This is a genomic window from uncultured Allobosea sp., from assembly GCF_945957345.1.
In the GTDB taxonomy this organism is placed as follows: domain Bacteria; phylum Pseudomonadota; class Alphaproteobacteria; order Rhizobiales; family Beijerinckiaceae; genus Allobosea.
Genome location: NZ_CAMFKW010000018.1, coordinates 43076 through 69641, shown reverse-complemented (window position 1 = coordinate 69641; position 26566 = coordinate 43076). Strand labels below are relative to the sequence as shown.

The following is a 26566-nucleotide window of genomic DNA, read 5'->3' as shown; positions in this document are numbered from 1 at the left end:
TGCGGCCCAGCGGACAGGCTTCCGCGAAGTCTTGATCAGCCCCGGCCCTTGCGCACCACGACATAGGCATAGGTCGTGACGAAGCTCCAGCCGATCCGAGCCGCCAAGGCGTTGAAGGCGTGATCGACCTGCTTCAGGCCCGGCATCCGGTCGAAATAGCCGTGCCCCCAGAAGCGCTGGACATGGGTTTCGGCGAAGCCCGCCCGCTTCAGCATCGGCTCGAGCAAGGCGGGATTGCCCCGGCACCAGTCATAGAGCGCCGGGAATTTCGGATCGCCACCGCCATCGCGGCGCGCCGGGAACAGGGCATGGACGATGGCATGCGAGACCTTCTCCGGCAGGATATGGTTCAGCGCGAACACCGGGGCCCACAACGTCGGGAAGAAGGCCAGGGCCACGCCGCCGGGTGCCAGCAATTCATGGATGTTTGCCCAGGCCCGCTCGACGCCATCGACGTGTTCGAAGACCATGCGCGACACCATCATGTCGTAACTGCCGCGCCGGACATCCGGCTCGCTCAGATCGCCGGCGATGTCGAAACGCGCTGTCCTGAGCCCGCGCCCGGTCAGGGCGAGCTCGCCGGCATCGATGTCGTTGACGATGAGCTCGATGCCGTTGCGGCTGGCCTCTTCCTGCGTGAACAGCGGATCGCGACCGCCACCGATCTCGCAGACGCTACGCAGGCCGAACTGGTGCGCCAATCCCAGGATGGTCGCTTCATAGTGGTCCCAGGCCCATTGCGAATGCCAATCGGGAGCGACTTCGTCGAAGAAGCCGGCAAGCGAGCCGGCCGGCTGCGCCGACCCAAGGCGGTTGGGCCCGGCACCCGAGATCGTAAGGCCCGCCATGGACATGATCGCTTTCGCCTTCTGCATTCCTTACCACCCGTGATCACATTGGCCCTGCGCCGCTACGGCCGCAACAGCGCGGTTGTTTGAGGGTAAACGGGAAATGGCGGCGTAAACCGCAGGCTGCAGCGGCTCGTGAGGCGAATCGAAACGTGCCGCAGAACGTCCGGCGAACATCGGTGGGGACTTGGGCGGGGACCTTTGCGCCGATCCGTGCGGATTCGCGGTGTTGCGCGAGAGATCATTGCGCCGCAGCTCAAACCGCGAACGCCGCAACCTATTGATTTTTGAGGATTTATGGTCGGAGCGAGAGGATTCGAACCTCCGACCCCTTGTCCCCCAGACAAGTGCGCTAACCGGGCTGCGCTACGCTCCGACGGCTCGGCTTATAGTGGTGGGGCCGCGCAGATGCAATGCGCTTCGACACGATCTTGCACAATCCATCCGAGCGCCCCTGCGGACCCTCGGCCCACCGGACGATACTTGGTCCCAAGGCCCAGCGACGGTGCCCCGCCGCGCTGTCGCGCGCATCCCTCCCAAATGGGAGATGCGTCGGCGCCTGAACTGCGCTTCGGTCCCGGCATTCGAATGAGGGCCACATGCTCGACAGGGACGAAGATCCAGCGATGGCCGCCGGAATCGCCGTGCCGCACTGGCTGCTGTCGGCGATCAACGGGGTCGCGGCACTGATCTTGCTGCTCGCGATCTGACCTTTTTTGAAGTTCGCGCGCGTTTGCAGCCGTTTACCCCAAATGGGGGGTGCGTACTTCCTCCGCTGGGGAGATGATGGGACCGCGGCTACGGGTAATTCGATCATGAAACATAGGCATCAGATGTCGCTCATTGCGCGACGCGCTCAAATTCGCCGTGCCGCTGCTTTGCGGAAGGAAGCCGTTTCGGCCCTGCCGACCGGCCGGCCCGTTCTTCGCCTGGTCACTTCAACCGCCGATGAAGTCGATCAGGATCAGCTTGCCGATCGTCGCGAACCGGCCGCGTGCGCCAACTAGGCGCCGCTTCCGATCCTGAACCGCGCATTCAGCCCATAGTCATCTGCAATGGCCCTTGATGCCGGCGCGGCAAGTATATTGCCGTAACGTCATCGGCGAGCACGGATGGTATCGCGTTGAGGCAAGACGGGTTTCATTGTGGGGATTGCGGTTCGCCGGGCGTGTCGGTTCCGCACGCGCTGAGCGATGCGAGTGTCGTTTCCTGCGCCAATTGCGGCTTGAGCCTCGGTTCCTGGGCTGAGTATCGCCACCGGATCGACCAGGCTCTGATGGCCGAGCAAGTCAGCAGGGCCCGCCGCGTCATCGTGGCGGATCCGATCGGAAGCGCGATGATCGACGCCTGAGCTCCCTGGGCGCGGGCGCCACCTCGCGGAAACCTCCCGGCATCCGTGTCGCGGCTCCGCAGGCGTGACGATCACGACGAGCAGAGTTGTCCACTGCCCGGCATCTTCAGCCGGCTTGCCAGATGCATCATCTGGTCTCACGATCCCCTGACGTAGCGTCGCTTGGGAGGTCGAGGATGCGTGCTCTGTCGCGTTCAGTGGATGTTCCGATTTCGAGCCAGCGCGCCGTTCTGTTGCGCGTGATCTTGCTTCTGGCCATCACGATGGCCGTCCTGATGCCCCTGATCGACTAGGGATATTCAGCAAACCCCGGCTTGCGCGCCGGATGCGGCAGCGCGGAGCGATCTCCGCGCTGCCGCTATTCCTTCAGCGGCGGGCCAGCCAATCCTTGAGCAGGCCGATATCGGTCTGGCCGAGGCCATGCCCTGCCGGCAGCACCCTATGCTCGACAGCCGCGCCGCTTTCGCCGAGTTGCCGCGCCAGCGCCTCGGCATTCGCCTTCGATACGATCGGATCGAGCGCTCCCGAGAGGATCAGCACCGGCTTGCCCGCGAGGTTGGCACGCGGCGGTTCCGCGAAGGGCACCATCGCGCGCAACAGAGCGGCACCGCCGAGAATCTCGGGCCGCTGCATCAGCATCGCCGCCGCGATATTGGCTCCATTTGAGAAGCCCAGCGCGATCGGCGCCGGCAGGCCGTAACGTTCCCGCGCACTCATCACGAAACCCGCCAGTTCATCGGCGCGGCGCTTCAGATCGGCCTCGTCGAAGACGCCCTCGGCAAGGCGGCGGAAGAAGCGTGGCGCCGAGCCTTCCAGCACCTTGCCGCGCGGCGAAAGCAGGCTCGCTCCCGGCGCGACGGTGCGGCCGAGCGAGAGCAGGTCGCTCTCATCGCCACCCGTGCCGTGCAGGAGCAATAGCGGCCGGCGCGCCGGATCACTGCCCGGCTCGAAGACATGGATGAAATCGGTATCGGCAGTCGTGGCGGCCATGATCTGTCTCCCTTGATCAAGCGGAACCGCCCTGCCCCTTACGACAAGCGGACAGGGCGTCGCCTACGCCGCCCGCCTGTGCGGGCGAGCGGCGGGTTTCGTCAGCCAAGATCGGGCAGGACCGCCTCGATCTCCTTGCGATGTGCCTCGTACTGAGACGGCAGCTTCAGCGAGCGGCCGAGCTCGGCCGGAGGCTCGTCGACCGCGAAGCCCGGGATATCGGTCGCGATCTCGAACAGGACGTGGCCGGGCTCGCGGAAATAGACCGAGCGGAAATAGTTCCGGTCGCGCTGTTCCGTGGGGCTGATGCCATGGTTCTGAACGAGACGGCGCACCATCTCCTGCTGCGCGGCGTCGTCCGCCGCCCGGAAGGCGATGTGGTGGACCGAGCCCGCGCCCTGCCGAGCCGGCAGGAAGCCGCCGGCGACGCGCAGGTCGACGACCCCGCCAACCGTCGTGCCCTTCGCGGCATAGCGGATCAGCGTGTCCTCGCGGCCGATCTCCGTGAAGCCGAAGACGTCGCTGAGGATGGCGCCTGTCGGCGCGGCCTCGGCAAGCAGCAGGCTGACGCTGTGGAAGCCGCGCAGCGCATGCTCGGCGGGAATGCCGCCGTCAGTCCAGGCCGGCTCCTTCTCGACACCCGGCAAGCCGACGAGGGCGAGCCTCATGCCGTCGGGATCACGGAAGCTCAGCACGGTCTCGCCGAAGCGCTTGGTGGGCGCCTCATGCGGCACGCCCTGCTCGACGAAGCGATGCGCCCAGAAGCCGATCGAACCTTCCGGAACCCGGAAGACCGTCTCCTGAGTCTCGCCGACACCGAGCCGGCCGGGGGCGGCGTGCTCCCAGGGGAAGAAGGTCAGGATCGAGCCGGGCGCGGCATCCGCATCGCCGAAATAGAGGTGATAGGTGCCGGGATCGTCGAAATTGACCGTCTTCTTCACGAGGCGCAGGCCGAGCACGCGGGCATAGAAATTGAGATTGCGGCGCGCGGGACCGGAGATGGCGGTGACGTGGTGAAGGCCGTTGATCTGCATGGTTTGGGTCCTCCGTTTTCCTGATCACGATGAGCGGACACCCGCTCCGTTGACCGGAAGATCGGCATGGAAGCAGCCAAACGCCAGAGGCACTTCATTGCGTTAATGCAATGTAACAAACGCCAATTGACAATTTGATTTGCGAATTGAGCCGATCGATCTTCTGCCCCGAGACCAACCGGTCCCGTTTCAGGAGACTTCCCATGATCGACAATCGCTTCGCCCCTTACGGTGCTCTCGGCCTTCGCGTCGCGCTCGGCGTGATGTTCATCGCCCATGCCTATCTCAAGCTCGTCATCTTCACGCCGGCCGGCTTCACCGGCTTCCTCGGACAGGTCGGGTTGCCCAGCTTCCTCGCCTGGCCGATCATGCTGGCCGAGCTTCTCGGCGGCCTTGCCATCCTCGTCGGCTTCCATGGCCGCTATGTCTCGCTGGCGCTGATCCCGATCCTGCTCGGCGCGCTCTCGGTCCACGCCGGCAATGGCTGGGTCTTCAACGCTCCGAATGGCGGCTGGGAATATCCCGCCTTCCTCGCTCTGACCGCCTTCGCACATGTCCTGATCGGCGACGGTGCGCTTGCCGTCACCGGCTCACGCTCTTCGGCTGCTGCCAAGCCGGCCTTGGCGTAACGCGAACCCGCCTTGAAGGGGCTCGCGCCTTGGTCGACATTGAGCGGATGAATCAAGCCGCGAAGCCCCTGGCCTGGGACGATTTCCGCCTGATCAAGGCGATCGCCGACAAACGAGCGCTGCCGGCAGCCGCGGCAGCGCTCGGCGTCAACCACTCGACGGTGTTCCGACGCCTCGGCCAGATCGAGGAGGCGCTCGGCACCCGCCTGTTCGAGCGTCATCGCAGCGGCTACGTCGCGACGCCGGCCGGCGAGGAGATGATCCAGCTCGCGGCCCGCGTCGACGACGACATCACCGCCTTCGCCCGGAAGCTCGCCGGGCAGGAGATCAAGCCGGCCGGCGAATTGCGCGTCGCCACCAACGATTCCCTACTGGTCGACCTGCTGACGCCGCTCTTCGCTCGTTTCCTCGGGCAATGCCCGGATATCCGGCTCGACATCCTGATCGGCAACCAGGCGGCCAATCTCTCCAAGCGCGATGCCGATGTCGCGATCCGCGCGACCGACAACCCGCCGGAGACGCTTGTCGGCCGCAAGCCCGCCCGGATCGCCTGGGCGCTCTATGGCCGCGCCGCCGATTTCCCCGAAGCCGAGCCGCCGACGCGCGAAAGCCTGTGGGAGCGCAGCTGGGTCTCGCTCGGCGACCAGTTCACCATGCTGAGCGCCGTGCGCTATCTCGCTCGCCATGTCGCGCCGGAGCGCGTCGTCTACCGGCTCAATACGGTGCTCGGCCTTGCCGAGGCGGTCGAGGCCGGGATCGGCGTCGGCTTCCTGCCCTGCTTCATCGGCGACACGCGCCCTGCCCTGAGGCGCTTTGGCGACCCCGATCCCGATCTTGCCGCCGACCTCTGGCTGCTCACCCATCCGGACATGCGCCACACGCCGCGCGTCAGACTCTTCCTCGATTTCCTTGCGGTCGAACTCGGGCGACTGAAGCCGCTGGTCGAGGGCGATCGTCCGATCGGTGGGGCCGCGGGTCCGGCGAGCCTACCCACGGATGTCGCGCTTCCTTAAGTCGCGGCGCAGCCTTGCGGACAAGCGACAGGCCGAGCCAGCGATTGCAGCGCCCCCGAGACGCAGGTTAGGCTCTCGCCATGGAAATCGTCATTCCCCTGATCATCGGCCTCAGCCTGATCTGGCTGATCGGCCGCGGCGTGCCCTGGAACGCGAAGCTGATGACCATCGTGGTCACGCTGGCGATCATCGTCCTGATCGTGCTGCTGGAGCGCGGCGGCTACTGGCCGGCATCCTGGCGCAGAAGCTAAGCCTCGGCTTTCACGCCGAGACCAGCTTGAGCCCGACAATGCCGACAACGATCAGGCCGATGCAGGCCAGGCGTAGCGCGCCCGCGGGCTCACCGAGCAAGGCGATGCCGAGGATCGCCGTACCGATCGTGCCGATGCCGGTCCAGACCGCATAGGCCGTGCCGACAGGCAGCGATTTCAGGGCAAGCCCGAGCAGGCCCAGGCTCACGACCATGCTGATGCCGGTGAACAGCGTCGGGACGAGGCGGGTGAAGCCTTGCGTGTATTTCAGGCCAATAGCCCAACCGACTTCGAACAGCCCCGCGACGAACAGATAGAGCCAAGCCATGCCGGCGCTCCTCAATGGGTCAGGCGCAGCGGCTCGCGCCCAAAAAGCCCGAGATCCCTCTCGGCGCCTTCGTAGCTATGTGGCGAGATTGGGACATCAAGGCTGCCAATCTGGCACGCGTGCAAGTTGTACACAGCTCACACGCATGCCCGCCTTGCTCTTTTGCCACGACAGAATCTAGCTAGCCCTTGGGGAAAGGGGCTTAACATGTTGATAATACGAGTTCTCGGCGCGGCTGCATTGGCCGCGACGCTGGGTGGATGCGCGACCGTCACGCGCGGAACAACCAATCAGATCACGATCAGCAGCGAGCCCGGAGGTGCCGAGGCCCGCTCGTCGCTGGGGCATGCGTGCACGGCCACGCCTTGCACTTGGGAAGTCAGCCGCAAATCGGAATTCGTCGTCACCTTCTCGAAAGAGGGGTACGCCGAGATGCAGGTGCCGGTCTCGACACGCATTGCCGGAGCCGGCGCGGCCGGTTTCGCCGGAAACATTCTGATCGGTGGTGTCGTCGGCATGGGGGTCGACGCCGCCACGGGCTCGACGCTCGAGCATTTTCCCAATCCGGTGCTCGCCAGTCTCGTGCCGCTGAAGAAGGCTGGCCCGCTTGGCCGCGGGAAACACAAGCCTGCCATCCGCCGCGAGCGAGCCCCGCGCGTTGAAGCCGATGAAGCACCGCAGAGCTGACCGGCGGCGCACGCCCTCAACGAGTTAGCTGGAACATGAGAGACGGAGCGCGGCAGAGCCGCGGCTCCGTCTTCTATCAGGCCGCGTCAGGCGCAGGTTGCAAGGCTTGTTCGAGGATGCGTCGGCACTCGCCGAGCTCCTTCATCACCGCCGTCAGGATGGAGACGTCGTCGAGCCCCTCGGGAACGGCCTGCCGGTAAGGCTGCCGCGGCTCCGTCGGACCGTCGGCAAAATCGTCGGGCATAGCCGCCTGACCACCGGGCGTGGGTGCGCCGGCCGCGGCAGCACCGCTCATGGCCCCGATCGGCGCTCCGCGCCCGATCGCCTGGACATGGCGCGGTCCCTGTTCCTTCAGGATGCGCTGCAGGCCCTTGATCGTATAGCCTTCGCCATAGAGCAGGCGCCTTATGCCCTTGAGCAGGGCGACGTCATCAGGCCGGTAGTAGCGGCGCCCGCCGCCACGTTTCAGCGGCTTGATCTGATTGAAGCGGGTCTCCCAGAACCGCAGCACGTGCTGAGGTATGTCGAGGTCTTCGGCGACCTCGCTGATGGTCCGGAAGGCATCTGGGCTCTTGGTGTCCAATTCGGCCTCGGTATCGCCGGCGTGGAACTCCAGGTTCACTCAGTCTCACCCTCACCCGTCTGCCCGTTGATGCGGGCCTTCATCACGTTCGAGGGTTTGAACACCATCACGCGACGCGGCTCGATGGGCACCTCAACGCCAGTTTTGGGATTACGCCCGATTCGTTCGCCTTTGTCTCGTACGACGAAAGAACCGAACGAGGACAATTTCACATTCTCGCCGCGCGCGACCGCGTCGCAGATCTCGTCGAGCACCGCTTCGACGAGCTTCGACGACTCCGTCCGCGACAAGCCGATCTTCTGGTAGACAGCCTCGCACAGGTCCGCGCGAGTGACCGTTTGCCCCGCCATTCATATCCTCCAAGGCGCATTGCAGGCAGCGGCGGAAAACCGCCGGCCTTTCGCCATTACGGACGGCGGACGCTAGGCCCCCCCGTCGCGCGGGTCAATCCTCAAGCGCGGCTAATGTGCCGTGCTAGGCCGAATTTGACCCAAAATAGCGATGTTTCATGACAATTTTCGCGAATTCTCTACCGCAAGGTCACCAGCGGATCAGGGCCGAGCCCCAGGTGAATCCGCCACCCATCGCCTCGATCAGGACGAGTTGCCCGCGCCTGATGCGACCATCGGCATGGGCCTCCGCCAGAGCGAGCGGGATCGACGCCGCCGAGGTGTTGCCGTGGCGGTCGACCGTGACGACGACATGGTCGTGGCTGATGCCGAGCTTGTCGGCGGTGGCATCGATGATGCGGCGGTTGGCCTGATGCGGCACGAACCAGTCGATATCGGCGCCGGACAGGCCCGTCTGCTCGAAAGTGTGGCGCACTGTCTCGGCGAGATTGGTGACGGCGTGGCGGAAGACCTCCTTGCCCTCCATCCGCAGGAAGCCGACCGTCTTGGTCGAGCCTGCGCCGCCGTCGACATAGAGCTTGTCCTTGTAGCGGCCATCCGACCGGATATGGGTGGTGAGAATGCCGCGATCGGCCAACGTGCCCTCGCCCGGCACTGCCTTCAGCACCACCGCACCGGCACCGTCGCCGAACAGCACGCAGGTGGCGCGATCCTCCCAGTCGAGGATGCGCGAGAAGGTCTCGGCGCCGATGACGAGGGCCGCGCGAGCGCCGCCCGTGGTCAGGAACTTGTCGGCCGTCGCCAGCGCGAAGACGAAGCCGGAGCAGACAGCCTGCACGTCGAAAGCCGCACCGCCATTGATGCCCAGCGCCGCCTGGATCTGCGTCGCGGTTGCGGGAAAGGTGTGGTCCGGCGTCGCGGTCGCCACGATGATCAGGTCGATCTCGGTGGGGTCGATGCCGGCATCGGCGATCGCCGCCTGCGCTGCCTTGAGGCCGACGATGGAAGTCGGCTCGTCATCGGCCGCGACATGGCGCTGGCGGATGCCGGTGCGCTGGACGATCCACTCGTCGCTGGTGTCGACGCGCGCGGCGAGCTCGGCATTGGTGACGATGCGCGCGGGCAGATAGGAGCCGCAGCCGACGACTTGAGAGCGCAGGATGGACAAAGGAGGCTGTTCCTTACTCGGTCTCGGCAGGCTGCGCGACCGTCAGCTCCGGACGCGTGCTCGCGGCGACCATTTCGCGGACCTTAGCCATCAGGTCCTCGCGTGCCATTTCATAACCCAATTCGGCGGCGCTGGCGAAGCCGATCGCGTCCGTGCCGCCATGGCTCTTGACGACGATGCCTTCCAGACCGAGAAAGACGCCGCCGTTCGACTTGCGCGGATCGAGCTTGTCCTTCAACGCCGCGAAGGCGCCGCGGGCGAAAACATAGCCGATTTTCGACATCAGCGAACGGCCCATCGCGGCGCGCAGATATTCGGCGATCTGCTTGGCGGTGCCTTCGGCGGTCTTGAGCGCGATATTGCCGGTGAAGCCCTCGGTGACGACGACGTCGACCGTGCCCTTGCCGAGATCGTCGCCCTCGACGAAGCCGTGATAGGCGAGATGCGGCAGGTTGCTTTCGCGCAGGATGCGGCCGGCTTCCTTGACCGCCTCGACGCCCTTGATCTCCTCGACGCCGACATTGAGCAGGCCGACGGTCGGCCGATCGAGATCGAGCACGACGCGGGCCATGGCCGCGCCCATCACCGCGAGATCGACGAGATGACGCGCATCCGCGCCGATCGTGGCGCCGAGATCGAGCACGATGCTTTCGCCGCGCGCGGTCGGCCACAGGCCGGCGAGCGCCGGCCGATCGACCTGCGGCATCGACTTCAGGCAGAATTTCGACATCGCCATCAGCGCGCCGGTATTGCCGGCGGAGACGGTGACATGCGCCTCTCCGGTCTTGGTGGCGTCGATCGCGCGCCACATCGAGGACTTGTAGCGGCCATAGCGGAGCGCCTGGCTCGGCTTGTCGTCCATCTTCACCGAGACTTCGGTGTGGTGGAAGGTCGTGACGGCCTTGAGCTTGGGATGCTGGTCGATCAGCGGCAGCACCTGCTTCTCGTCTCCGAAGATGACGAAGCGCGCGTCCGGGCGACGCTCAAGCATTAGGGCGGCGCCGGGAATGACGACGGAAGGGCCGTGATCCCCGCCCATCGCATCGAGCGCGATTGTAACCGGTCTTGTCATGGAATTCTGGCGTGTCCCGGGAATGGCCGACCTTCGATCCGGGACGGCTCAGTGCCGGCCGGACAATAGCGACTTGGACCGTAGCCGCAAGCAGCGCAAGAGCCGGAGGACGCTTCAGTCACCGCGTTTCAACTTTGCGAGCGCCGCGAAAGGCGATTCCGTGCCGCTGTCGCCTGCCGACGACTCGAAGCTGGCGCCGGGCTTGCGCGGGTAGGGATCGAGCGCCAGCGCCAAGAACTCCAGCGTGATGCCGCCGAGATCGATGATTCCGTCGATGATCGGCTCGGGCGGATCTTGCTCGTTCAGCAGCACTTCGATGTCGATCTCGGCATCGTCGCGATCGTTGCGCCGCGCGAAGGCCGCGATGTCCTCTTCGGGCGCGAAATCGAGCTGCACGGGCACGTCGAGCTGAACCGGGAACGGATCGAGCGTCACGATGCAGGCCTGGTGCAGGCGGGCCGCGATGCGGCCATCGAGCTTCACGCGGTCGCCGTTGCGCGTGAGGGTATAGCGCCCCTCCAACGCCTCGATGGAGACGAGGCCAAGCATCGTCGCAATGCCCGGCAATTGCCCCGCTTCCGCCCGGACCACGACCTCGGTGCCGCGCGGGCGGATCGACTCGACACGGACCGGATGCTTGAGCGGCGAAGCCGGCTGATGATCATGCGCCATGGGCAGCCTCCCGGATCGCGAAGGCGGGAAAGAGTGCTTCCCGATTCATGATGTCGTCGAGATCGGCGGTCGCGAGCGCTTCCTGCGCGGCCCGAACATAAGCCGCCAGCGCAGGCGCCGCCTCCGGCTTGCAAGCATTGCGCCCCAGCGCCTCGGCCAATGCGTCGAGGCCCGGCGCCGCCAGCGCGGCCTCATAGGCCTGCACGCGGCCATAGAACATCTGGCCGATCTTCTTCATCTTCTTGGGCACGGCGATGTCGCTGATGCCGCCATTGCGGAAGCCCAGCTCCAGATAGGCGAAGCAGGCATCCACCAACTCCTGCGCCAATTCGGCGGCCGGCGGCGGCAGCTCGCGCAGACGGCGCAGCACCAGCAGGACATGCAGGGTCAGCGATTCGAAACGGCCCTCGAAGCTGTCGGGAATCCCGCCACCGACATAGAGCGCGGGCAGGCGCGAAGCCTCGGCCACCCGCCCGAACAGCGTGTCCACAGGAGAGCGTCGATTGCTGCGCTTGCCGAACAACCCGAAAATCAACTCTTTACTCCCGCCCGCTCCTGCACGGGGCGCCCTCGCCTTGCCAAAGCCATCCTCGGGCGTTACGCCAACCCTTACCCTTTTGACAAGCGGCTTGGATCGTCCCGGCCGTGCTCGCCTTTCGGATCGTGCCCGCATGACCCAGATCACCCGCCGCACGGCTCTGCTCGGAGCCCTCGCGACCACCTCCCTTGTGCTGGCCGGCTGCGGCCCGGATGTCGGCGGCTTCGTGCTGCCAACCTCCGCGGGCATCAACGAGGAATTCAAGCGCGGCTTCGTGATGGACGAAGGGCTGATCGCGCAGGTCAAGGTCGGGATGGACGTGCAGGCCGTGCTGACCACGCTCGGCACGCCCTCGACCACTTCGACGGTCGGCAATCGCACCTTCTACTATATCAGCCAGACGATGCGGCGCCGATTCCAGTTCCAGGACCCGGCGGTCATCGACCAGCAGGTACTGGTCGTCTATTTCAACAAGAGCTTCAAGGTCGAGCGCATCGCCCATTACGGGCTGCAGGACGGCGTGATCTTCGACTTCATCAGCCGTACCACGCCAACGGGCGGCGAGGAGCAGAGCTTCCTGCGCAACCTGTTCCGCGGGGTCACCAAGTTCAACCCGCTCGGCTCGTAAGCGGGCACGACGACGTTCGGAAGACGACGAACCCCACGGCGTCGCCGCGGGGTTTTGCTTTTTCAGGCCGGTGCAGGTTTCAATTCGCCGCGCTTTTCCGCTCCGGGAGCGTCATCGACAGGACGCCCAGCACGACCAGCGCAAGCCCGATCCAGGCCGTCGGTTGCAGGCGCTCGCCCAGAAAGACGAAGCCGATCGCGACGCCAACCGGCACGCGCAAATAAGATACTGCCGTCGTCCCTACTGACCCCAGCGTCCGGATGAGCCGGAAATAGATGGCGAAGGCGAGCGCCGTCGAGACGACCGATAGGGCGAGCAGCGCCAGCACGGATTCCTGCGAGGGCGCCAGCGTCCAGGGCCTGTCGACGATGAGCGCGGCCGGAATCAGCAGGGCCGTGCCGGTCAACATCGAGCCAGCGGCCGGCAGCAAGGGGTCCATGCCGGTGAAATGCCGGCCGAACAGCGCCGCGAAGGCGTAGGCGACGGTCGCGGCGACGATGGCCAGTTGCGGCATCGCTTGCGAGCCCAGTCCCGAGAAGGCGTCGACACCGACGATCAGGCTGATGCCGGCGACGCCGGCCGCGACGCCCAGCCCCTTGCGCCAATCGGGCCGGCGCTTGGGCATCAGCGCGAGCGAGATCAGGAAGACGAAGACCGGCGTGGTACCGTTGAGGATCGAGGCGAGGCCGGCATCGACGCTGCGCTCAGCCCAGGCGATCAGCGTGAACGGCACGACGCTGTTCAGCAGGGCTTGGGTGAAAAAGCGTCGCCAGGACACGAGGTCGCGCGGCAGGCGCAGGCCGCGCCAGCGAATGACCGCGAGCAGGATCAGCCCGGCAATGAGGGTGCGTGCCGCGATCAGCGTCAGCGGCGGGATCGTCTCCACGCCGATCTTGATGAAGCTGTAGGAGCCGCCCCAGAGCGTGGCGAGCACCAGAAGCAGGACGATTTCAGTAGCGCGGTTCGGGGCCGCCGATGCGGTGTCGAGCGTTTGTATGGACATGGTCACTCCTTGGTCGAGCGGGACCATGCCAGCACTTTCACCTGACGGCATGCGGCAACACTACGCTCCCGGCCGTAGCTTGCGAGCTTGATTCAACAGCCTGCCGGCTTGATTCAAGTCGCAGGCGCAAACCGTTGCCCGACAAGAAAAACCCGCGGCTTTTGCCGCGGGTTCGTGATGGCCTCGACCAGGCTTGCGATCAGGAATGCGCCAGGATCGCCAGCAGCAGCAGGGCGATGATGTTGGTGATCTTGATCGCCGGGTTCACGGCGGGGCCCGCCGTGTCCTTGTAGGGGTCGCCGACGGTGTCGCCGGTCACCGAGGCCTTGTGCGCGTCGGAGCCCTTGAGATGGCGCACGCCGTCCTTATCGACGAAGCCGTCCTCGAAGCTCTTCTTGGCATTGTCCCAGGCGCCGCCGCCCGAGGTCATCGAGATCGCGACGAAGATGCCGGTGACGATCACGCCCATCAGCATGGCGCCGACGGCCGCGAAGGCGTTGTTCTTGCCGGCGATCCAGTAGATCACGAAATAGGTCACGATCGGCGCCAGCACCGGCAGGAGCGAGGGCACGACCATTTCCTTGATAGCGGCGCGGGTCAGCATGTCGACGGCGCGGCCGTAATCGGGCCGGTCCTTGCCTTCCATGATGCCGGGCTTCTCGCGGAACTGCCGGCGGACTTCCTCGACGACGGAGCCCGCCGCGCGCCCGACCGCCGTCATGCCCATGCCGCCGAAGAGGAAGGGGATGAGGCCGCCGAGCAGCAGGCCGACGACGACGTAGGGGTTGGACAGCGAGAAATCGACGGTGACGCCCTTGAAGTACTGGAACGCCGTGCCGCCGGCCTTGTTGGCCTCGGAGATGAAGAAGTTCAGGTCCGAGGTATAGGCAGCGAAGAGCACGAGCGCGCCGAGGCCGGCCGAGCCGATCGCGTAGCCCTTGGTGACCGCCTTGGTGGTGTTGCCGACCGCGTCCAGCGCGTCGGTGGAGTGACGGACCTCCTTGGGCAGGCCCGCCATTTCGGCGATGCCGCCGGCATTGTCGGTGACCGGGCCGAAGGCGTCGAGCGCCACGACCACGCCGGCCAGCGCCAGCATGGCGGTGGTAGCGATGGCGATGCCGAACAGGCCGGCGAGGCTGTAGGTGACGATGATGCCGGCGATGATGACGATCGTCGGCAGCGCCGTCGATTCCAAGGATACTGCGAGGCCCTGGATGACGTTGGTGCCGTGGCCGGTCACCGAGGCCTGGGCGATCGAGACGACCGGGCGCTTGCCGGTGCCGGTATAGTATTCGGTGATGACGACGATGCAGAGCGTGACGGCAAGGCCGACCAGCGCGCAGCCGAAGAGCGCGCCCGAGGTGAAGCTGACGCCCTGCGCCGTCTTGAAGGCGGCGGAGAAGCCGCCGAACATCACGTAGTTCACGGCCGCAATCGCGCCGACCGAGAGCACGCCAGCGGCGATGAAGCCCTTGTAGAGCGCCCCCATGATCGACTGGTTGGCGCCGAGCTTCACGAAGAAGGTGCCGATGATCGAGGTGACGATGCAGGCCGCGCCGATCGCCATCGGGTAGAGCATCATCGTGCCGAGTACGGGCTGGCCGGCGAAGAAGATCGCGGCGAGCACCATGGTTGCGACCAGCGTCACCGCATAGGTCTCGAACAGGTCGGCAGCCATGCCGGCGCAGTCGCCGACGTTGTCACCGACGTTGTCGGCGATGGTCGCGGGGTTGCGCGGATCATCCTCGGGGATGCCGGCCTCGACCTTGCCGACGAGGTCGGCGCCGACATCGGCGCCCTTGGTGAAGATGCCGCCGCCGAGACGGGCGAAGATCGAGATCAGCGAGGCGCCGAAGCCGAGCGCCACCAGCGAATCGATCACCGTGCGGCTGGACGCCTCGAAGCCGAGGAAGGAGGTCAGGACGCCGTAATAGACGGCAACGCCGAGCAGCGCGAGGCCGGCGACGAGCATGCCGGTGACGGCGCCCGCCTTGAAGGCCACGTCGAGGCCCTCGCCCAGCGACTGCATCGCGGCCTGTGCCGTGCGGACGTTGGCGCGTACCGAGACGTTCATGCCGATGAATCCGGCCATGCCCGAGAGCACCGCGCCGATCAGGAAGCCGATCGCCACCCATTTGCCGAGCAGCCAGGCGAGCGCGACGAAAAGCACGACGCCGACCATCGAAATGGTCATGTACTGGCGCTTCAGATAGGCCTGAGCGCCTTCGGCGACCGCACCGGAAATCTCCTGCATGCGCTGGTTGCCGGCATCGCGCTTCATCACATCGCCATAGGCCCAGACGCCGTAGGCTATGGAAAGCGCACTCAATATGATGATGAGAAGCAGAGCTGACATTCGATTTCCTGACCTTGAGCTTCCAGCCGTGGGAGCGTGATCGCTCCTCTTTGCAGCGTTGGACGTCAGGCAGCGAAAAAACGGGCCCTAAAGACTCAAGGCCCGCCTCGCGTCGCCAGTGTCAGGCGAATTTGTGGCAAGTTTCGGCGAGGAGCGCAAACGCCCCGGCTTACAAATTTGGTCGAATGTCAGGCAGAACGGCGAAAGCTCTAAAGCGCGAGATCGCGATTGACGTTCTTGTAGAGCAGATAGCAGGCGTCGCCATAGCCCGTCGGATAGAATTGCTGCGGGCAGAAACCGCCCATCCAGATGAAATCCCGCTCCCAGATCTCGTGCCAGTCGGCACCGAGAAGATAGAGCCCCTGCCCTTCCAGCATGTAGAGCCCGTGCTCCATAACATGGGTCTCGACCGCCGGAAAGCAGACGCCCGGCTTGAACCACATCAGGTTCATCTCGAAATCGAAGCGCATGTCGCCATAAGGCAGCAGGAACTGGAAGCCGCGCCCCTCCATGCCGGTGTGATTCGCCATCGGCACGGCGTCCTGATGCGAGACGATCGGCTCCGGCGTGGCCAGACCCGGCGCCGGCTCATAGCGCTTGCGCAGCGCGAGCACGCGGATGCCCTGAGCCGATTCGTTGCGCAAAGTGAAGGCGGTCGCCGGCGGCAGATAGGCGAAGCCTCCGGCCGTGAGTGCCTGCGCCGCACCGCCCGCGACCGCAATCCGTGCTTCGCCCGAGAGGACGTAGAAGAAATGCTGGATGCCGTCCTCGCTGAAGGCGGCCGGCGTGCCGCCGCCGGGCGCGATCTCGAGCACGTATTGGGCGAAGGCAGCGCCCATGACCGGCCCCGTGAGAACGCGGGCGATCGTGTCGCGATATTGCGGCAGGCGGCTGACCAGCACGCCCTCGGGCGGCATGAAGGCGTAGTTGGACTTGATGACACCGCGGTTATGCCCGATGGCGCCGGGCGGAACCTGGCCGGTCGCAGGCGGGAAGGCGCGGTTGTTCATCGATCTGCTCCGATTGCCGGTTCTGCCACTCAGGCCGTGGCAGGCCGCTGGAAGCGCTGCCAAGCGACCAACATGAGGGCAATCGCGACGGGCGGGAAGACCAGCCAGTTCACGGCGTTCCAGCCGCCATGGCTGAGCAGGCCGCCGGACGAGAAGGAAGCGATGGCGACCGAACCGAAGACGAGGAAGTCGTTGGCGGCCTGGACCTTCACCCGCTCCTCCGGCCGGTAGCAATCGGTCACCAGCGCGGTCGCGCCGATGAAGCCGAAATTCCAGCCGACGCCGAGCAGGATCAAAGCCAGCCAGAAATGGCCGACGCTGAGGCCGGTCAGGCCGACGACAGCGGCGAGCGCCGTCAGGCCAAGCCCGACGACCGTCACCGTGCCCTTGCCGAAACGGGCGATCAGCCGCCCGGTGAAGAAGCTGGGCCCGAACATCGAGAGGACGTGCCACTGGATGCCCAGCGCAGCGTCACCGACCGAATGGCCGCAGGCGACCATCGCCATCGGCGCAGCGGTCATCACGAAGCTCATCAGGCCGTAGGCGACGAGCGAAGCCGTGACCGAGGCGATGAACTTGGGCTGGCGCATGATCACGCCCAGGGGACGCCCCCCGCCGGAGCGGATGGCAGCAGGCGGCGGCGGGCGCAGTTGCGAGACGATAGCGATCGCCAGCAGCGCCAGCACGCCCTGAGCGAGGAAGCTGGCGGCAAAGGGCGTGGCAGGCGTCAGATCGCGCGTCCAATAGACGGATTGCGGCCCGATGACACCGGCAACGAGGCCGCCGATCATCACCCAGGAAATCGCACGAGGGCGGAAGTCGTTGCTCGCGGTATCGGCCGCGGCGAAGCGATAGCTCTGGACGAAGGAGCCATAGAGCCCGCAGACGAAGGTGCCCAAGCAGAACAGCCAGAACAGGCGCAGCGTGACGCCGCCTGCGGCAAGGCTAGCCCCTGCAGCGCCGACAAGCGCGCCGATCAGATAGCCGCTACGCCGCCCGAGCTTGCGCATGATCATCGCGGCCGGAATGACGCCCGACGCGATGCCGAGCTGGAGCAGGCTGACAGGCACTGTGGCGAACGCCTTGTCGGCGACAAGCTGGGCGCCGACAAGGCCACCGAGCGAGACGATGATCGCCGGGTTGGCGCCGCCGAGAGCCTGGGCGCCGGCAAGGACCAGGGCGTTGCGCTTTGCGAGCCTGTCGCCGTCGAGAGCCGAGAAATGCTGATCCATCACAACGCCGCCCCGCGGTCGCCGTGATGCGCCGCCGTCAGAAATGGGAGAAGGAACCCTGCGCGAAGCTCTGCGCCCCACCCTTCCCGCGATAAGTCACCACGCCGGCCTCATCCGAGACCCGCCCGATCGGCGTCAACAGAAGCATTGCTCCTTCCGCTGCCGCAACCAGAGCAGGATATTCCCTTTCCGAGGCCGTGCAGAGAATTTCGTAGTCGTCCCCGCCGGTCCAGGCCAGTTCCGCCAATGCGGGAGCAGCCATGAGCGCGGCGCGGGCCGGACCCGAGAGCGGAACCGCGTCGAGATCGATCTCGGCGCCCACGCCGGAGGCCTTCAGGAGCTTGGCGAGATCGCCGACGAGGCCGTCGGATATGTCCATGGCTGCCGAGGCATGGCGCTGCAATGCATCGGCCAGGGCATGGCGCGGCTGCGGATGCAGGTAGCGATCGGCAAGAAAGGCACGGTCCTCGGCGCCGAGCGCAGCGACCCAGTCCGGCTTGTCCGGGCCATGGACCTTGAGCCCGAGCGCGCCGTCGCCGATGCTGCCGGAGACGAGCACGACATTGCCCGGCTTAGCACCGGAACGCCGGACCATCCGCCCGGCCGGGACGGTGCCAAAGGCGGTAATCGAGAGTGTGAGCGGCCCCGAGGTCGAGACGGTGTCGCCGCCGATGAGCGGGCAGCCCGCGGCCTCGGCCATGCGGGCGAGGCCCGCGGCGAAATCGGCAAGCCAACCTTCCGTCCAGCCGCGCGGCAGGGCGAGCGTCAGGACGAAGCCCTCGGGCTTCGCGCCCTTGGCGGCGAGATCGGAGAGATTGACGGCAAGCGCCTTCCAACCGATCGCAGCCGGCGGATCGTCGGGGAAAAAGTGGACCCCGGCGACCAAGGCGTCGGCCGTGACCACGACCTCATAGCCGCGGCCCGGCCGCAGCAGGCCGGCATCATCAAGGAGGCCAAGCCCGCCCGGCCCGGCGATCGGCGCGAAGTAGCGGGCGATCAGCTCGAATTCGCCGGGGCGGGACGGTTCGGTCATCAGGCGCTGGCGGGGTCGAACTCGTCGGCGCGGAAGTCGCGGGCCATGCGATCGAGCACGGCGTTGACCATGCCGATCTCGTCGCCCTCGTAGAAAGCGCGCGCGACCGCGACATATTCGGAGATCACGGCGCGGGCCGGCACGTCCTTACGGAAGGCGAGCTCATAGGCGCCGGCGCGCAGGATCGCGCGGACCACCGCCTCGACGCGCTTCAGCGGCCAGTCCTTGGCCAGCAATTCGTCGACGGTGCGGTCGACAAGACGCTGCTCGCGGACGACGCCGCCGAGGATGTCGCGGAAGAAGGCGATCTCCGCCTCCGGCAGTTCGATCTCCTCGACCTCCTTGCCGATCCAGAAATGCTCGAACTCGGCCATCGCCTCGACGACGCCACGGCCGCCGATTTCCATCTCGTAGAGCGCCTGCACGACCGAGAGCCGCGCCCCGCGCCGCTTCTCGGCGCGGCTCATTGGGACGGCTCCACCAGCGAGCGCTTGTAGCGCAGCACGGCGAGCGCGGCTTCGGCAGCGCCGCCGCCCTTGTTCATGTCCTCGCGATTGGCGCGGGCCCAGGCCTGCGCCTCGTTCTCGACGGTCAGGATGCCGTTGCCGAGCGGCAGCGCGAAGGCGACCGAGAGATCCATCAGCGCGCGCGAGCTTTCGCCCGCGACGATGTCGTAATGGCCGGTCTCGCCGCGGATGACGGTGCCGAGCGCGACGACCGCCTCATAGGGGTCGACGGCCTCGTCTGCAGCGCGCAGGCCGATGACGATCGCCGAGGGGATTTCGAGCGCACCGGGAACGGTGACGACGTCGACACGGCATCCAGCCTCCTCCAGCGCAGCCATCGCGCCCGCCAGCAATTCGTCGGCGTACTTGTCATAGAAGCGTGCCTCGACCACGAGGACGCGGGCGCCGTCGATCTCGACGGCAGGAGTTGCGGCCTTGTCGGCCGAGGTCTGCCGGGGTCCGGCCATTTCTTCTGTCCTTCTTGGAATGTGATCGGGCTGGTTACCCTTGCGGGCGCGCCTCCGCAAGCCGCGCGGCATACCGTGCCATCAGATCGACCTCGACATGAACGGAGTCTCCCTCCTTACGCTCCCCCCAGGTGGTGACCGCGAAGGAGTGCGGAATCAGCAGGACGGTAAAGACATCGTCCTCGACCGTGTTGATGGTGAGCGAGGTGCCATCGAGGCAGATCGAGCCCTTGGTCGCGATGAAGCGCTCCAGCCCTTGCGGGGCGCGAATGTGGAAGCGCGCCGTCGCACCCCAGGGCTCGTCGGGATCGGGCTCGATCGCGTCGATCTTCAGGATGCGGCCGGGACCGTCGACATGGCCGACGACGAGATGGCCGCCGAGCTCGTCGCCAACCTTGAGCGAGCGCTCGAGATTGATGCGCGTGCCCGGCTCCCAATCGCCGACCAGCGTCTTCGCCAGCGTCTCGGCGGCAGCCTCGACCTGGAAGATGCAGCCGGGCTCGCCATCCGTCCGCGGTCGCAGCGCGGTCACGGTCAGGCAGACGCCGGCGCAAGCGATCGAGGCGCCGATGGCGATGCCCTCGGCCTCATAGGGGCAGGCGATGGCGAGACGCTTGAGGCTCGGCCCCTTGCGCTCTGCCTCCACGACCTCGCCGATGGCGGTGACGATGCCGGTGAACATCAGCCTCTCCTCGTAAAATGCTCGAAACGGTCCTGACCGATCAGGCCGGTCTCGACAAGGGCGTATAGATCGGGGTCCGCCAACTGCGCGGCAAGCCCCGGACGCACCGCAAGGATGCCAGGCTGCCCCAGCGTTTTCGGGGAGGTCGAGACGATGACCTCGTCGGCAAGGCCCGCCAGCGCGAGCTTCTCGCCGATGCGCGGCCCGCCTTCCGAGAAAACACGGTTGATGCCGCGCGTGCCGAGCAAGGTCAGCGCTTCGGCGAGGTCGAGATGGCCGTCGGACCCCAGCGAGACCCGCATGACCTCGACGCCGGCCGCGACCAGAGCCTGCTCCGGCTCGATGAGCGCGGTCTCGGCCGCGATCACCCAGACGGGGACCTCATGGGCCGTGCGGACGAGCTTCGAGGCCAGAGGCAGGCGCAGATGCGTGTCGAGGATGACGCGGATCGGCGAACGATCCGCCATGCCCGGCAGGCGCACCGTGAGTTGCGGGTCGTCCGCAAGGACCGAACCGATGCCGAGCATGATGACGTCGTGATGGGCGCGCTGGAGATGGACCCAGCCGCCGGCAACCGGCCCTGAGACGGCGAGCGGCGTGCCCCCGGCCCCGCCGGCATAGCCATCGGCGGTGCGGGCGATCTTGAAGGTCACCATCGGGCGGCCCTGCGTGATGCGCGTGAGATAGCCGCGATGGCTGCGCCGCGCCTCCTCCTCCAGCACGCCGACCGTGACTTCGATGCCGGCCGTGCGCAGCAGCGCATGGCCGAGCCCGGCGATGAAGGGGTTGGGGTCGGACATCGCCGAGACGACGCGCTTCACGCCCGAGAGGATGGTGTGCTCGACGCAAGGGATGCCGCCGCGCACCGAGCGATGCGAGCAGGGTTCGAGCGTGACATAGAGCGTGCCGCCCATCGAGGCCGCGCCGGCCCGCGAGAAGGCATGCGCCTCGCCATGCGGGCGGCCGCCGGGTTGGGTATGGCCACGCGCGACGACCACGGGACCATCAGGCGTGTCGCGCGTGACGATGGCGCCGACCGATGGATTGGTTCCGGTCGTACCGAGGCCGCGGGCGCCATAGGCCAGCGCCTGACGCATGAAGGCGCGATCAATCGCTTGCTGTCGGTCCGACGCATTGTCTTCACGCGAAGCGATGGCCGCTTCGTGTGAAGAAGCCCTGGGATCAATCATCGGCGCGGCGCGGCGGGGCGGAGACGCCCTCCTCCTCGATCGTGCCGAGCTGGCCGAGCAATTCCTCGAAATCCTTGGCCTCGCGGAAATTCTTGTAGACCGAGGCGAAGCGGACATAGGCGACGTCGTCGAGCCCCTTGAGCCCCTCCATCACCAATTCGCCGATGGCCGAGCTCTGGATTTCCGCCTCGCCGGAGCTTTCGAGCTGGCGGACGATGCCGTTGACCATGCGCTCGATCCGCTCCGGCGCGACCGGGCGCTTGCGCAGGGCATGCGCGATCGAGGTCTCCAGCTTGTCGCGGTCAAAGGGCGTGCGCCGGCCCGAGCGCTTCACGACCGTCAGTTCGCGCAACTGCACGCGCTCGAAGGTGGTGAAGCGGCCGCCGCAATCCGGGCAGACCCGGCGGCGGCGGATCGAAGCGTGATCGTCGGTGGGACGGGAATCCTTCACCTGCGTATCGAGGGAGCTGCAATAGGGGCAGCGCATGCGCGAATCCTTGCCTGACGAGCGAAACGCCCGACGCTTCTTTGCCCCAGCGCCGGTTTTCGCGCCAGACGTCAAGGCGCCGCTGCTGCTATGCTGCGCGGGGCGATGAACCTCGAAGCGCAACACGACGACGAAGACGAGACCTTCACAGCGAGCGCGGCGGAGCTTCTATCATGGCAGAAAATAGCGGCAATATGGGCGAAGCGTTCGGCGGCCTGGTGCTGCTGGCCTTTGATCTCGTGGATTCCGAGATCGCCCGGTCCCCGGAACGCCTCATCCAGACTTTCAAGAACCCGACGCTGCTCAAGGCGGCCGAAAATGCGGTCCTGAACTTCGCGAAGTCCCGCAACCCGACCGCCAGCTCGCAATTGACGCCGGAAGAGATCGGCAAGCTGCAGTCCTCCGTGATCGACGGCGTGAAAACCGCCGCGACCGACGCCTATCTCAAGCAGATCAAGGACTCGTCGAAGTTCAAGGCGCTGGAGAAGCAGCTCAAGAACTTCGAAGATGCGGCGAAATCATCGGCGATCGGCGTCTGGGTCGATCACAACAAGGGCATTCTCTATGTGGTCGGCGCCGTGCTCGCGGTCGGTTCCGGCGTGGCGCTCTACATCACCAAGCCCACCGGCACGCTCTACGGCATGGGCATCCGGGAGCTGGAGAAGCTGAAATTCGAGGTGCTCAAGGTCGGCGCGCTGAAGCTCAGCGTCGGCAACATCATCTTCGACCCCACCGCCGAGCGCTACGGCGGGAAGGTGACCGGCAAGCTGGAATGGGAGCAGCTCAAGATCGACCTGTCGCTGCAGATCGTCACGGCCAACCTGAAGGCGCCCGAGATCACCAGCGAGGTCGGGGTCAAATATGGCGTGATCAACCTGACGGCGACCAACAAGGTCGACCTGACGAAGCCCAAGGTCGACCTGACGCTGAAACTCAGCGCCAACAAGGATCGCTTCGGGCTCTCCGTTGCCGCCAATATCAAGGACGACAACCTCACCGGCAGCGCCTCGGCCTCCTATCAGATCGCGGAAAGCCTGAAGCTGGGCGTGGACCTCAGCCGCAAGAACCGCCCCGACAGGGGGAACCAGAGCGAAAACATGATCATGTTCGAGCTCAGGGGCACATTCCCCTGAGCTCGAAACAGCATGACCTGCGGATGCAGCTCAGTAGATCGGGAAGCGCGCCGTCAGCGCCTTGACCTTGGCGGTGACCGCCTGCTCGATCGCTGCATTGCCTTCGTCGCCATGGGCTGCGAGACCGTCCAGCACCTCGGCGATCAACTCGCCGACCTGCTTGAACTCGGCGATGCCGAAGCCGCGCGAAGTCGCCGCCGGGGTGCCCAAGCGGATGCCCGAGGTGGTCATCGGCTTCTCGGGGTCGAAGGGGATGCCATTCTTGTTGCAGGTGATGTGAGCGCGACCGAGCGCAGCCTCCGCAGCCTTGCCGGTCAACTTCTTCGAGCGCAGATCGACCAGCATCAGGTGGTTGTCGGTGCCGCCGGTGACGAGGTCGAAGCCCTTCGACTTCAGCGTCTCGGCCAGCGCCTTGGCGTTGGCGACGACGGCATGGGCGTAGGTCTTGAACTCCGGCTGCAGCGCTTCATGGAACGAGACCGCCTTGGCGGCGATGACATGCATCAGCGGGCCACCCTGGATGCCCGGGAAGATCGCCGAATTGACCTTCTTCGCGATCGCCTCGTCATTGGTCAGGATCATGCCTCCGCGCGGGCCGCGCAGCGTCTTGTGCGTCGTGGTGGTGACGACATGGGCATGCGGGAACGGCGAGGGGTGCGCGCCGCCGGCCACAAGCCCGGCGAAATGGGCGATATCGACCATGAAATAAGCACCGACCTTGTCGGCGATCTCGCGGAAGCGGGCGAAGTCCCAGTGCCGGGCATAGGCCGAGCCACCGGCGACGATGACCTTCGGCTTGTGCTCGACGGCAAGGCGCTCCATCGCGTCGTAGTCGATCATCTGGTCGACGACGCAGACGCCGTAGGAAACGACGTTGAACCACTTGCCGGACTGGTTGACCGGCGCGCCATGGGTCAGGTGCCCGCCGGCAGCAAGGTCGAGGCCCATAAAGGTGTCGCCGGGCTGCATCAGGGCCATGAAGACGCCCTGGTTGGCCTGCGAGCCGGAGTTCGGCTGGACATTGGCATAGGCGCAGCCAAAGAGCCGCGTGGCACGCTCGATCGCGAGCTTCTCGGCGATGTCGACGAACTGGCAACCGCCATAGTAGCGCCGGCCCGGATAACCCTCGGCGTATTTGTTGGTCATCACCGAGCCCTGCGCCTCGAGCACGGCGCGGGAGACGATGTTCTCGGAGGCAATCAGCTCGATCTCGTCGCGCTGGCGACCGAGCTCCAGGTCGATCGCGCGGGCGATCTCGGGATCGGCATCATGCAGCGAGGCGCCGAAGAAGGAGTTGGAAAGGTGCTTGTTCAGCGCGGCGTCGGTCATGTCCGGCTCCTGAAGTTCAACGGCCGGTGGGCGCCCGGCTCCGTCGCGGCTCCCCTATCATGCGGCGGGGGGCTGTCCAAGCGATAGATGACCATCCGGCGACAGCGGCGCCCCTACGTCATCGATCGCCCCGCTTTCGGCGCTTCGGCAGCAAATTCTTCTCCACTTCCGGGCGGGACGGCGCGTAGGCGAGCGGACGGCGCGACGCCGTCTTCAACAGCGCCCGGAAACTCGGGCATTCCAGGTGAGTCGGCGCCCGGCAATCCGCGACATGGCGCAGCGCATCGCGCAGCGTCCTGAGCCCGATCATCTGCCGCTGCAATTCGTCCGCCCGCGCCCGCAACTGTTCGCGCGGAATGTTCGGCTGCCCGTCCGCGCCGAACATCGCGGCGATCTCGTCCAGCGAGAAGCCAGCCGTCTTGCCGAGCCCGATCAGCGACAGCCTGAGCAGCACGTCCGGATCGTATTGCCGCCGCAACCCGCGCCGCGCCTCCGAGCGGATCAGGCCGATCTCCTCGTAGTAGCGCAGGGCCGAGGCCGGCACGCCGGAGCGTTCCGCGACCTCTCCGATATCCAGAAGCAGCATGCTTGACCTCAAGTCGACTTGAATTCGTAGGCTCTGCCGAACGGATCAATTCGACAAGAGGTAAAATCATGGAAAGCCTTGCTGCAACACGAGAAAGGCCGATCTGGCAGAAGCCGCACGCCGTCGCGTTGCTGATGGCGGCATCGCTCACCACGATGGCGAATGCGACGATCAGCCCGGCGTTGCCCGGCATCGAGCGTCTGTTCACTGAGGACCCGAACGCCGCGCTGCTGACGCGCCTGCTGGTGCCCGCGCCGTCGCTGAGCGTCGCGCTGCTTGCGCCGCTGGCAGGCTTCGCGGCCGATCGCATCGGCCGACGCGTCATGCTGCTGGCTGGCGTCGTGCTGTTCGTGATCGCAGGCTGTGCCGGGCTTGTCCTGCCCGACCTGCCATCAATTTTCACGAGCCGTCTCGTGCTCGGTATCGCCGTTGCCCTAATCATGACCGCGCAGACCGCGCTGGTCGGCGATTATTTCACCGGCGACGACCGCAATGCGTTGACCGGCCTGCAGATCTCGGCGCGGAATTTCGGCGGGCTCGTCTTCATCTCGCTGGCAGGCTGGGCGGCGACCCTGTCGCCTCGCCTGCCCTTCGCGATCTACGGGCTCGCCGCCCTCACCCTGCCATTGATGTGGCTGGCGATCGTCGAGCCGCCGCGCATCTCAACTCGACCAGGCGCCGCGTCCGCGAAGGACCAGGAGGAACGTCCGTCCTGGCGCAGCCTGCTCGCCGTGCTGGTCCTGCTGCAAGGCGTAACGAACATGGTCTTTTTCCTGATGCCCACGCAGATCTCGTTCTTCCTGGAGGCCCGGGGCTACGATAGCGCGGTCATGACGGGATCGGTCCTCGGGCTGCTGATGATCGCGGGCGGTGGTTCCGCCCTGCTCTACCGGCGCACCCAGCGGGCGATCGGCTCAGCCGGCATCTTCGCGGCCGGCTATGGCGCGATGGCACTGGGCTTCCTGCTTCTGTCCCGCTCCGCGTCGCCCCAATCGCTCTTTGCGGCCGCCCTCTTCATCGGTGCCGGCTATGCACTGGTCTCGCCCAGCTTCGTGGCGATGGCGCTCGAGCTCGCGCCTCGGCGCTCCCGAGGCCTGGCCGGAGGCATCCTGACCGCCTCGATCTTCATCGGCCAGTTCTGCTCGCCGCTGGCCAGCACGCCTCTCATCGCCGCCCATGGCTACGACGGATTGTATGGCGGAACAGCCTGGCTGCTGGCGACCATGGCGCTGGTGGCCGCTCTGGCATTCTTCCGCAGGCTTTCACAATCGCGAAACTGATCGACCGAGAACGCGGCCCGGACACGTCTCACGCACGCCCCCGTGCCGATAGCGGGCCGTGCAGCGAGAACGCCGCGCCGCCGCCTTTATGGTTAACAATTTATGGCTTGCAGCTTGCTGCGTCCGACCT

General features: G+C 66.2%; 30 protein-coding genes and 1 tRNA gene. 8 read left to right on the top strand and 23 right to left on the bottom strand.

Annotated elements, in window-relative coordinates; all coding sequences use genetic code 11:
• Positions 1-35 precede the first annotated feature (35 nt).
• Both Q0Q36_RS11265 and Q0Q36_RS11260 read right to left on the bottom strand, forming a co-directional pair.
• Positions 36-875, bottom strand: a complete 840-nt coding sequence (locus Q0Q36_RS11265; RefSeq protein ID WP_293798206.1) for a methyltransferase domain-containing protein — start codon at positions 873-875, stop codon at positions 36-38.
• A 271-nt stretch (positions 876-1146) separates the two neighbouring features.
• Positions 1147-1224, bottom strand: a tRNA-Pro gene (locus tag Q0Q36_RS11260).
• Between the two features lie 792 nt (positions 1225-2016).
• Here Q0Q36_RS11260 and Q0Q36_RS11255 point away from each other — a divergent pair.
• The gene (locus tag Q0Q36_RS11255; protein WP_293798205.1) at positions 2017-2199 is read left to right on the top strand and encodes a hypothetical protein; all 183 of its coding nucleotides are present in this window, start codon (positions 2017-2019) and stop codon (positions 2197-2199) included.
• Between the two features lie 366 nt (positions 2200-2565).
• On the opposite strand, the gene Q0Q36_RS11250 is transcribed toward Q0Q36_RS11255, so the two are convergent.
• Together Q0Q36_RS11250 and Q0Q36_RS11245 are read right to left on the bottom strand one after the other, a co-directional pair.
• Positions 2566-3189, bottom strand: a complete 624-nt coding sequence (locus Q0Q36_RS11250; protein ID WP_293798203.1) for an alpha/beta hydrolase — start codon at positions 3187-3189, stop codon at positions 2566-2568.
• A gap of 101 nt (positions 3190-3290) precedes the next feature.
• Positions 3291-4223: a ring-cleaving dioxygenase gene (locus Q0Q36_RS11245; RefSeq protein WP_293798202.1), complete on the bottom strand. Its 933-nt coding sequence runs from the start codon at positions 4221-4223 to the stop codon at positions 3291-3293.
• A 203-nt stretch (positions 4224-4426) separates the two neighbouring features.
• Between Q0Q36_RS11245 and Q0Q36_RS11240 the strand changes: the two genes are divergently transcribed.
• The 3 genes from Q0Q36_RS11240 (at position 4427) to Q0Q36_RS11230 (ending at position 6116) form a co-directional block, all read left to right on the top strand.
• Positions 4427-4852 carry a DoxX family protein gene (locus Q0Q36_RS11240; protein ID WP_293798200.1) on the top strand — a complete coding sequence of 142 codons (426 nt, stop codon included), beginning with the start codon at positions 4427-4429 and terminating at the stop codon, positions 4850-4852.
• Between the two features lie 47 nt (positions 4853-4899).
• Positions 4900-5865, top strand: a complete 966-nt coding sequence (locus tag Q0Q36_RS11235; protein WP_293798199.1) for a LysR family transcriptional regulator — start codon at positions 4900-4902, stop codon at positions 5863-5865.
• Positions 5866-5945: 80 nt separating this feature from the next.
• Positions 5946-6116 (top strand): hypothetical protein, encoded by a 171-nt coding sequence (locus Q0Q36_RS11230; protein ID WP_293798197.1) that lies wholly within the window; start codon positions 5946-5948, stop codon positions 6114-6116.
• 10 nt (positions 6117-6126) lie between these two features.
• On the opposite strand, the gene sugE is transcribed toward Q0Q36_RS11230, so the two are convergent.
• Complete coding sequence (gene sugE, locus Q0Q36_RS11225) at positions 6127-6444, bottom strand: quaternary ammonium compound efflux SMR transporter SugE (protein WP_293798196.1); 318 nt, start codon at positions 6442-6444, stop codon at positions 6127-6129.
• 207 nt (positions 6445-6651) lie between these two features.
• Between sugE and Q0Q36_RS11220 the strand changes: the two genes are divergently transcribed.
• Positions 6652-7131: a translation initiation factor 2 gene (locus Q0Q36_RS11220; RefSeq protein ID WP_293798235.1), complete on the top strand. Its 480-nt coding sequence runs from the start codon at positions 6652-6654 to the stop codon at positions 7129-7131.
• A 76-nt stretch (positions 7132-7207) separates the two neighbouring features.
• On the opposite strand, the gene Q0Q36_RS11215 is transcribed toward Q0Q36_RS11220, so the two are convergent.
• From Q0Q36_RS11215 to Q0Q36_RS11190, 6 genes are all read right to left on the bottom strand, one after another.
• Positions 7208-7714, bottom strand: a complete 507-nt coding sequence (locus tag Q0Q36_RS11215) for a MerR family transcriptional regulator (protein ID WP_293798234.1) — start codon at positions 7712-7714, stop codon at positions 7208-7210.
• A gap of 35 nt (positions 7715-7749) precedes the next feature.
• Positions 7750-8064: an integration host factor subunit alpha gene (locus tag Q0Q36_RS11210; RefSeq protein ID WP_047573001.1), complete on the bottom strand. Its 315-nt coding sequence runs from the start codon at positions 8062-8064 to the stop codon at positions 7750-7752.
• A gap of 190 nt (positions 8065-8254) precedes the next feature.
• On the bottom strand, positions 8255-9232 hold the full coding sequence (locus tag Q0Q36_RS11205) for a beta-ketoacyl-ACP synthase III (protein WP_293798192.1): 978 nt from the start codon (positions 9230-9232) through the stop codon (positions 8255-8257).
• A gap of 13 nt (positions 9233-9245) precedes the next feature.
• The gene (gene plsX / locus Q0Q36_RS11200; protein WP_293798191.1) at positions 9246-10304 is read right to left on the bottom strand and encodes a phosphate acyltransferase PlsX; all 1059 of its coding nucleotides are present in this window, start codon (positions 10302-10304) and stop codon (positions 9246-9248) included.
• Between the two features lie 114 nt (positions 10305-10418).
• Positions 10419-10976, bottom strand: coding sequence for a DUF177 domain-containing protein (locus Q0Q36_RS11195; RefSeq protein WP_293798190.1), 558 nt, complete (start codon positions 10974-10976; stop codon positions 10419-10421).
• Positions 10966-11511 (bottom strand): ubiquinol-cytochrome C chaperone family protein, encoded by a 546-nt coding sequence (locus Q0Q36_RS11190; protein WP_293798189.1) that lies wholly within the window; start codon positions 11509-11511, stop codon positions 10966-10968. The genes Q0Q36_RS11195 and Q0Q36_RS11190 overlap by 11 nt, the downstream gene beginning before the upstream one ends.
• Before the next feature lie 136 nt (positions 11512-11647).
• On the opposite strand from Q0Q36_RS11190, the gene Q0Q36_RS11185 reads away from it, so the two are divergent.
• Positions 11648-12142 carry an outer membrane protein assembly factor BamE gene (locus tag Q0Q36_RS11185; protein WP_293798187.1) on the top strand — a complete coding sequence of 165 codons (495 nt, stop codon included), beginning with the start codon at positions 11648-11650 and terminating at the stop codon, positions 12140-12142.
• Between the two features lie 79 nt (positions 12143-12221).
• Here Q0Q36_RS11185 and Q0Q36_RS11180 read toward each other — a convergent pair whose 3' ends face one another.
• The 10 genes from Q0Q36_RS11180 to nrdR all read right to left on the bottom strand — a co-directional run bounded on the left by Q0Q36_RS11180 (position 12222) and on the right by nrdR (position 22108).
• Positions 12222-13145 (bottom strand): EamA family transporter, encoded by a 924-nt coding sequence (locus Q0Q36_RS11180; RefSeq protein WP_293798186.1) that lies wholly within the window; start codon positions 13143-13145, stop codon positions 12222-12224.
• A 199-nt stretch (positions 13146-13344) separates the two neighbouring features.
• Positions 13345-15501 carry a sodium-translocating pyrophosphatase gene (locus tag Q0Q36_RS11175; RefSeq protein ID WP_293798184.1) on the bottom strand — a complete coding sequence of 719 codons (2157 nt, stop codon included), beginning with the start codon at positions 15499-15501 and terminating at the stop codon, positions 13345-13347.
• Between the two features lie 209 nt (positions 15502-15710).
• Positions 15711-16511, bottom strand: coding sequence for a (S)-ureidoglycine aminohydrolase (gene allE, locus Q0Q36_RS11170; RefSeq protein ID WP_293798182.1), 801 nt, complete (start codon positions 16509-16511; stop codon positions 15711-15713).
• Between the two features lie 29 nt (positions 16512-16540).
• Positions 16541-17743: an MFS transporter gene (locus Q0Q36_RS11165; RefSeq protein ID WP_293798181.1), complete on the bottom strand. Its 1203-nt coding sequence runs from the start codon at positions 17741-17743 to the stop codon at positions 16541-16543.
• 37 nt (positions 17744-17780) lie between these two features.
• Positions 17781-18776 carry a thiamine-phosphate kinase gene (gene thiL / locus Q0Q36_RS11160; protein ID WP_293798180.1) on the bottom strand — a complete coding sequence of 332 codons (996 nt, stop codon included), beginning with the start codon at positions 18774-18776 and terminating at the stop codon, positions 17781-17783.
• Positions 18776-19243 carry a transcription antitermination factor NusB gene (gene nusB, locus Q0Q36_RS11155; protein WP_257731627.1) on the bottom strand — a complete coding sequence of 156 codons (468 nt, stop codon included), beginning with the start codon at positions 19241-19243 and terminating at the stop codon, positions 18776-18778. The genes thiL and nusB overlap by 1 nt, the downstream gene beginning before the upstream one ends.
• A complete protein-coding gene (gene ribH / locus Q0Q36_RS11150; protein ID WP_293798178.1) occupies positions 19240-19749 on the bottom strand; it encodes a 6,7-dimethyl-8-ribityllumazine synthase in 510 nt (169 codons plus the stop codon). Before ribH ends, nusB begins: the two co-directional genes overlap by 4 nt.
• A 34-nt stretch (positions 19750-19783) precedes the next feature.
• Entirely contained in the window at positions 19784-20431 is a 648-nt protein-coding gene (locus Q0Q36_RS11145; RefSeq protein WP_293798176.1) for a riboflavin synthase, read from the bottom strand.
• Positions 20431-21528 (bottom strand): bifunctional diaminohydroxyphosphoribosylaminopyrimidine deaminase/5-amino-6-(5-phosphoribosylamino)uracil reductase RibD, encoded by a 1098-nt coding sequence (gene ribD, locus Q0Q36_RS11140; protein ID WP_293798175.1) that lies wholly within the window; start codon positions 21526-21528, stop codon positions 20431-20433. Before ribD ends, Q0Q36_RS11145 begins: the two co-directional genes overlap by 1 nt.
• 85 nt (positions 21529-21613) lie before the next feature.
• Positions 21614-22108, bottom strand: a complete 495-nt coding sequence (nrdR, locus tag Q0Q36_RS11135; protein WP_265058865.1) for a transcriptional regulator NrdR — start codon at positions 22106-22108, stop codon at positions 21614-21616.
• Positions 22109-22281: 173 nt separating this feature from the next.
• On the opposite strand from nrdR, the gene Q0Q36_RS11130 reads away from it, so the two are divergent.
• Complete coding sequence (locus Q0Q36_RS11130) at positions 22282-23241, top strand: hypothetical protein (protein ID WP_293798173.1); 960 nt, start codon at positions 22282-22284, stop codon at positions 23239-23241.
• A gap of 30 nt (positions 23242-23271) precedes the next feature.
• Here Q0Q36_RS11130 and glyA read toward each other — a convergent pair whose 3' ends face one another.
• Both glyA and Q0Q36_RS11120 read right to left on the bottom strand, forming a co-directional pair.
• Positions 23272-24570, bottom strand: coding sequence for a serine hydroxymethyltransferase (glyA, locus tag Q0Q36_RS11125; RefSeq protein ID WP_293798171.1), 1299 nt, complete (start codon positions 24568-24570; stop codon positions 23272-23274).
• A gap of 118 nt (positions 24571-24688) precedes the next feature.
• Positions 24689-25156 (bottom strand): helix-turn-helix domain-containing protein, encoded by a 468-nt coding sequence (locus tag Q0Q36_RS11120; protein WP_293798169.1) that lies wholly within the window; start codon positions 25154-25156, stop codon positions 24689-24691.
• A gap of 68 nt (positions 25157-25224) precedes the next feature.
• Between Q0Q36_RS11120 and Q0Q36_RS11115 the strand changes: the two genes are divergently transcribed.
• Entirely contained in the window at positions 25225-26436 is a 1212-nt protein-coding gene (locus tag Q0Q36_RS11115; RefSeq protein WP_293798168.1) for an MFS transporter, read from the top strand.
• Positions 26437-26566: the final 130 nt, after the last annotated feature.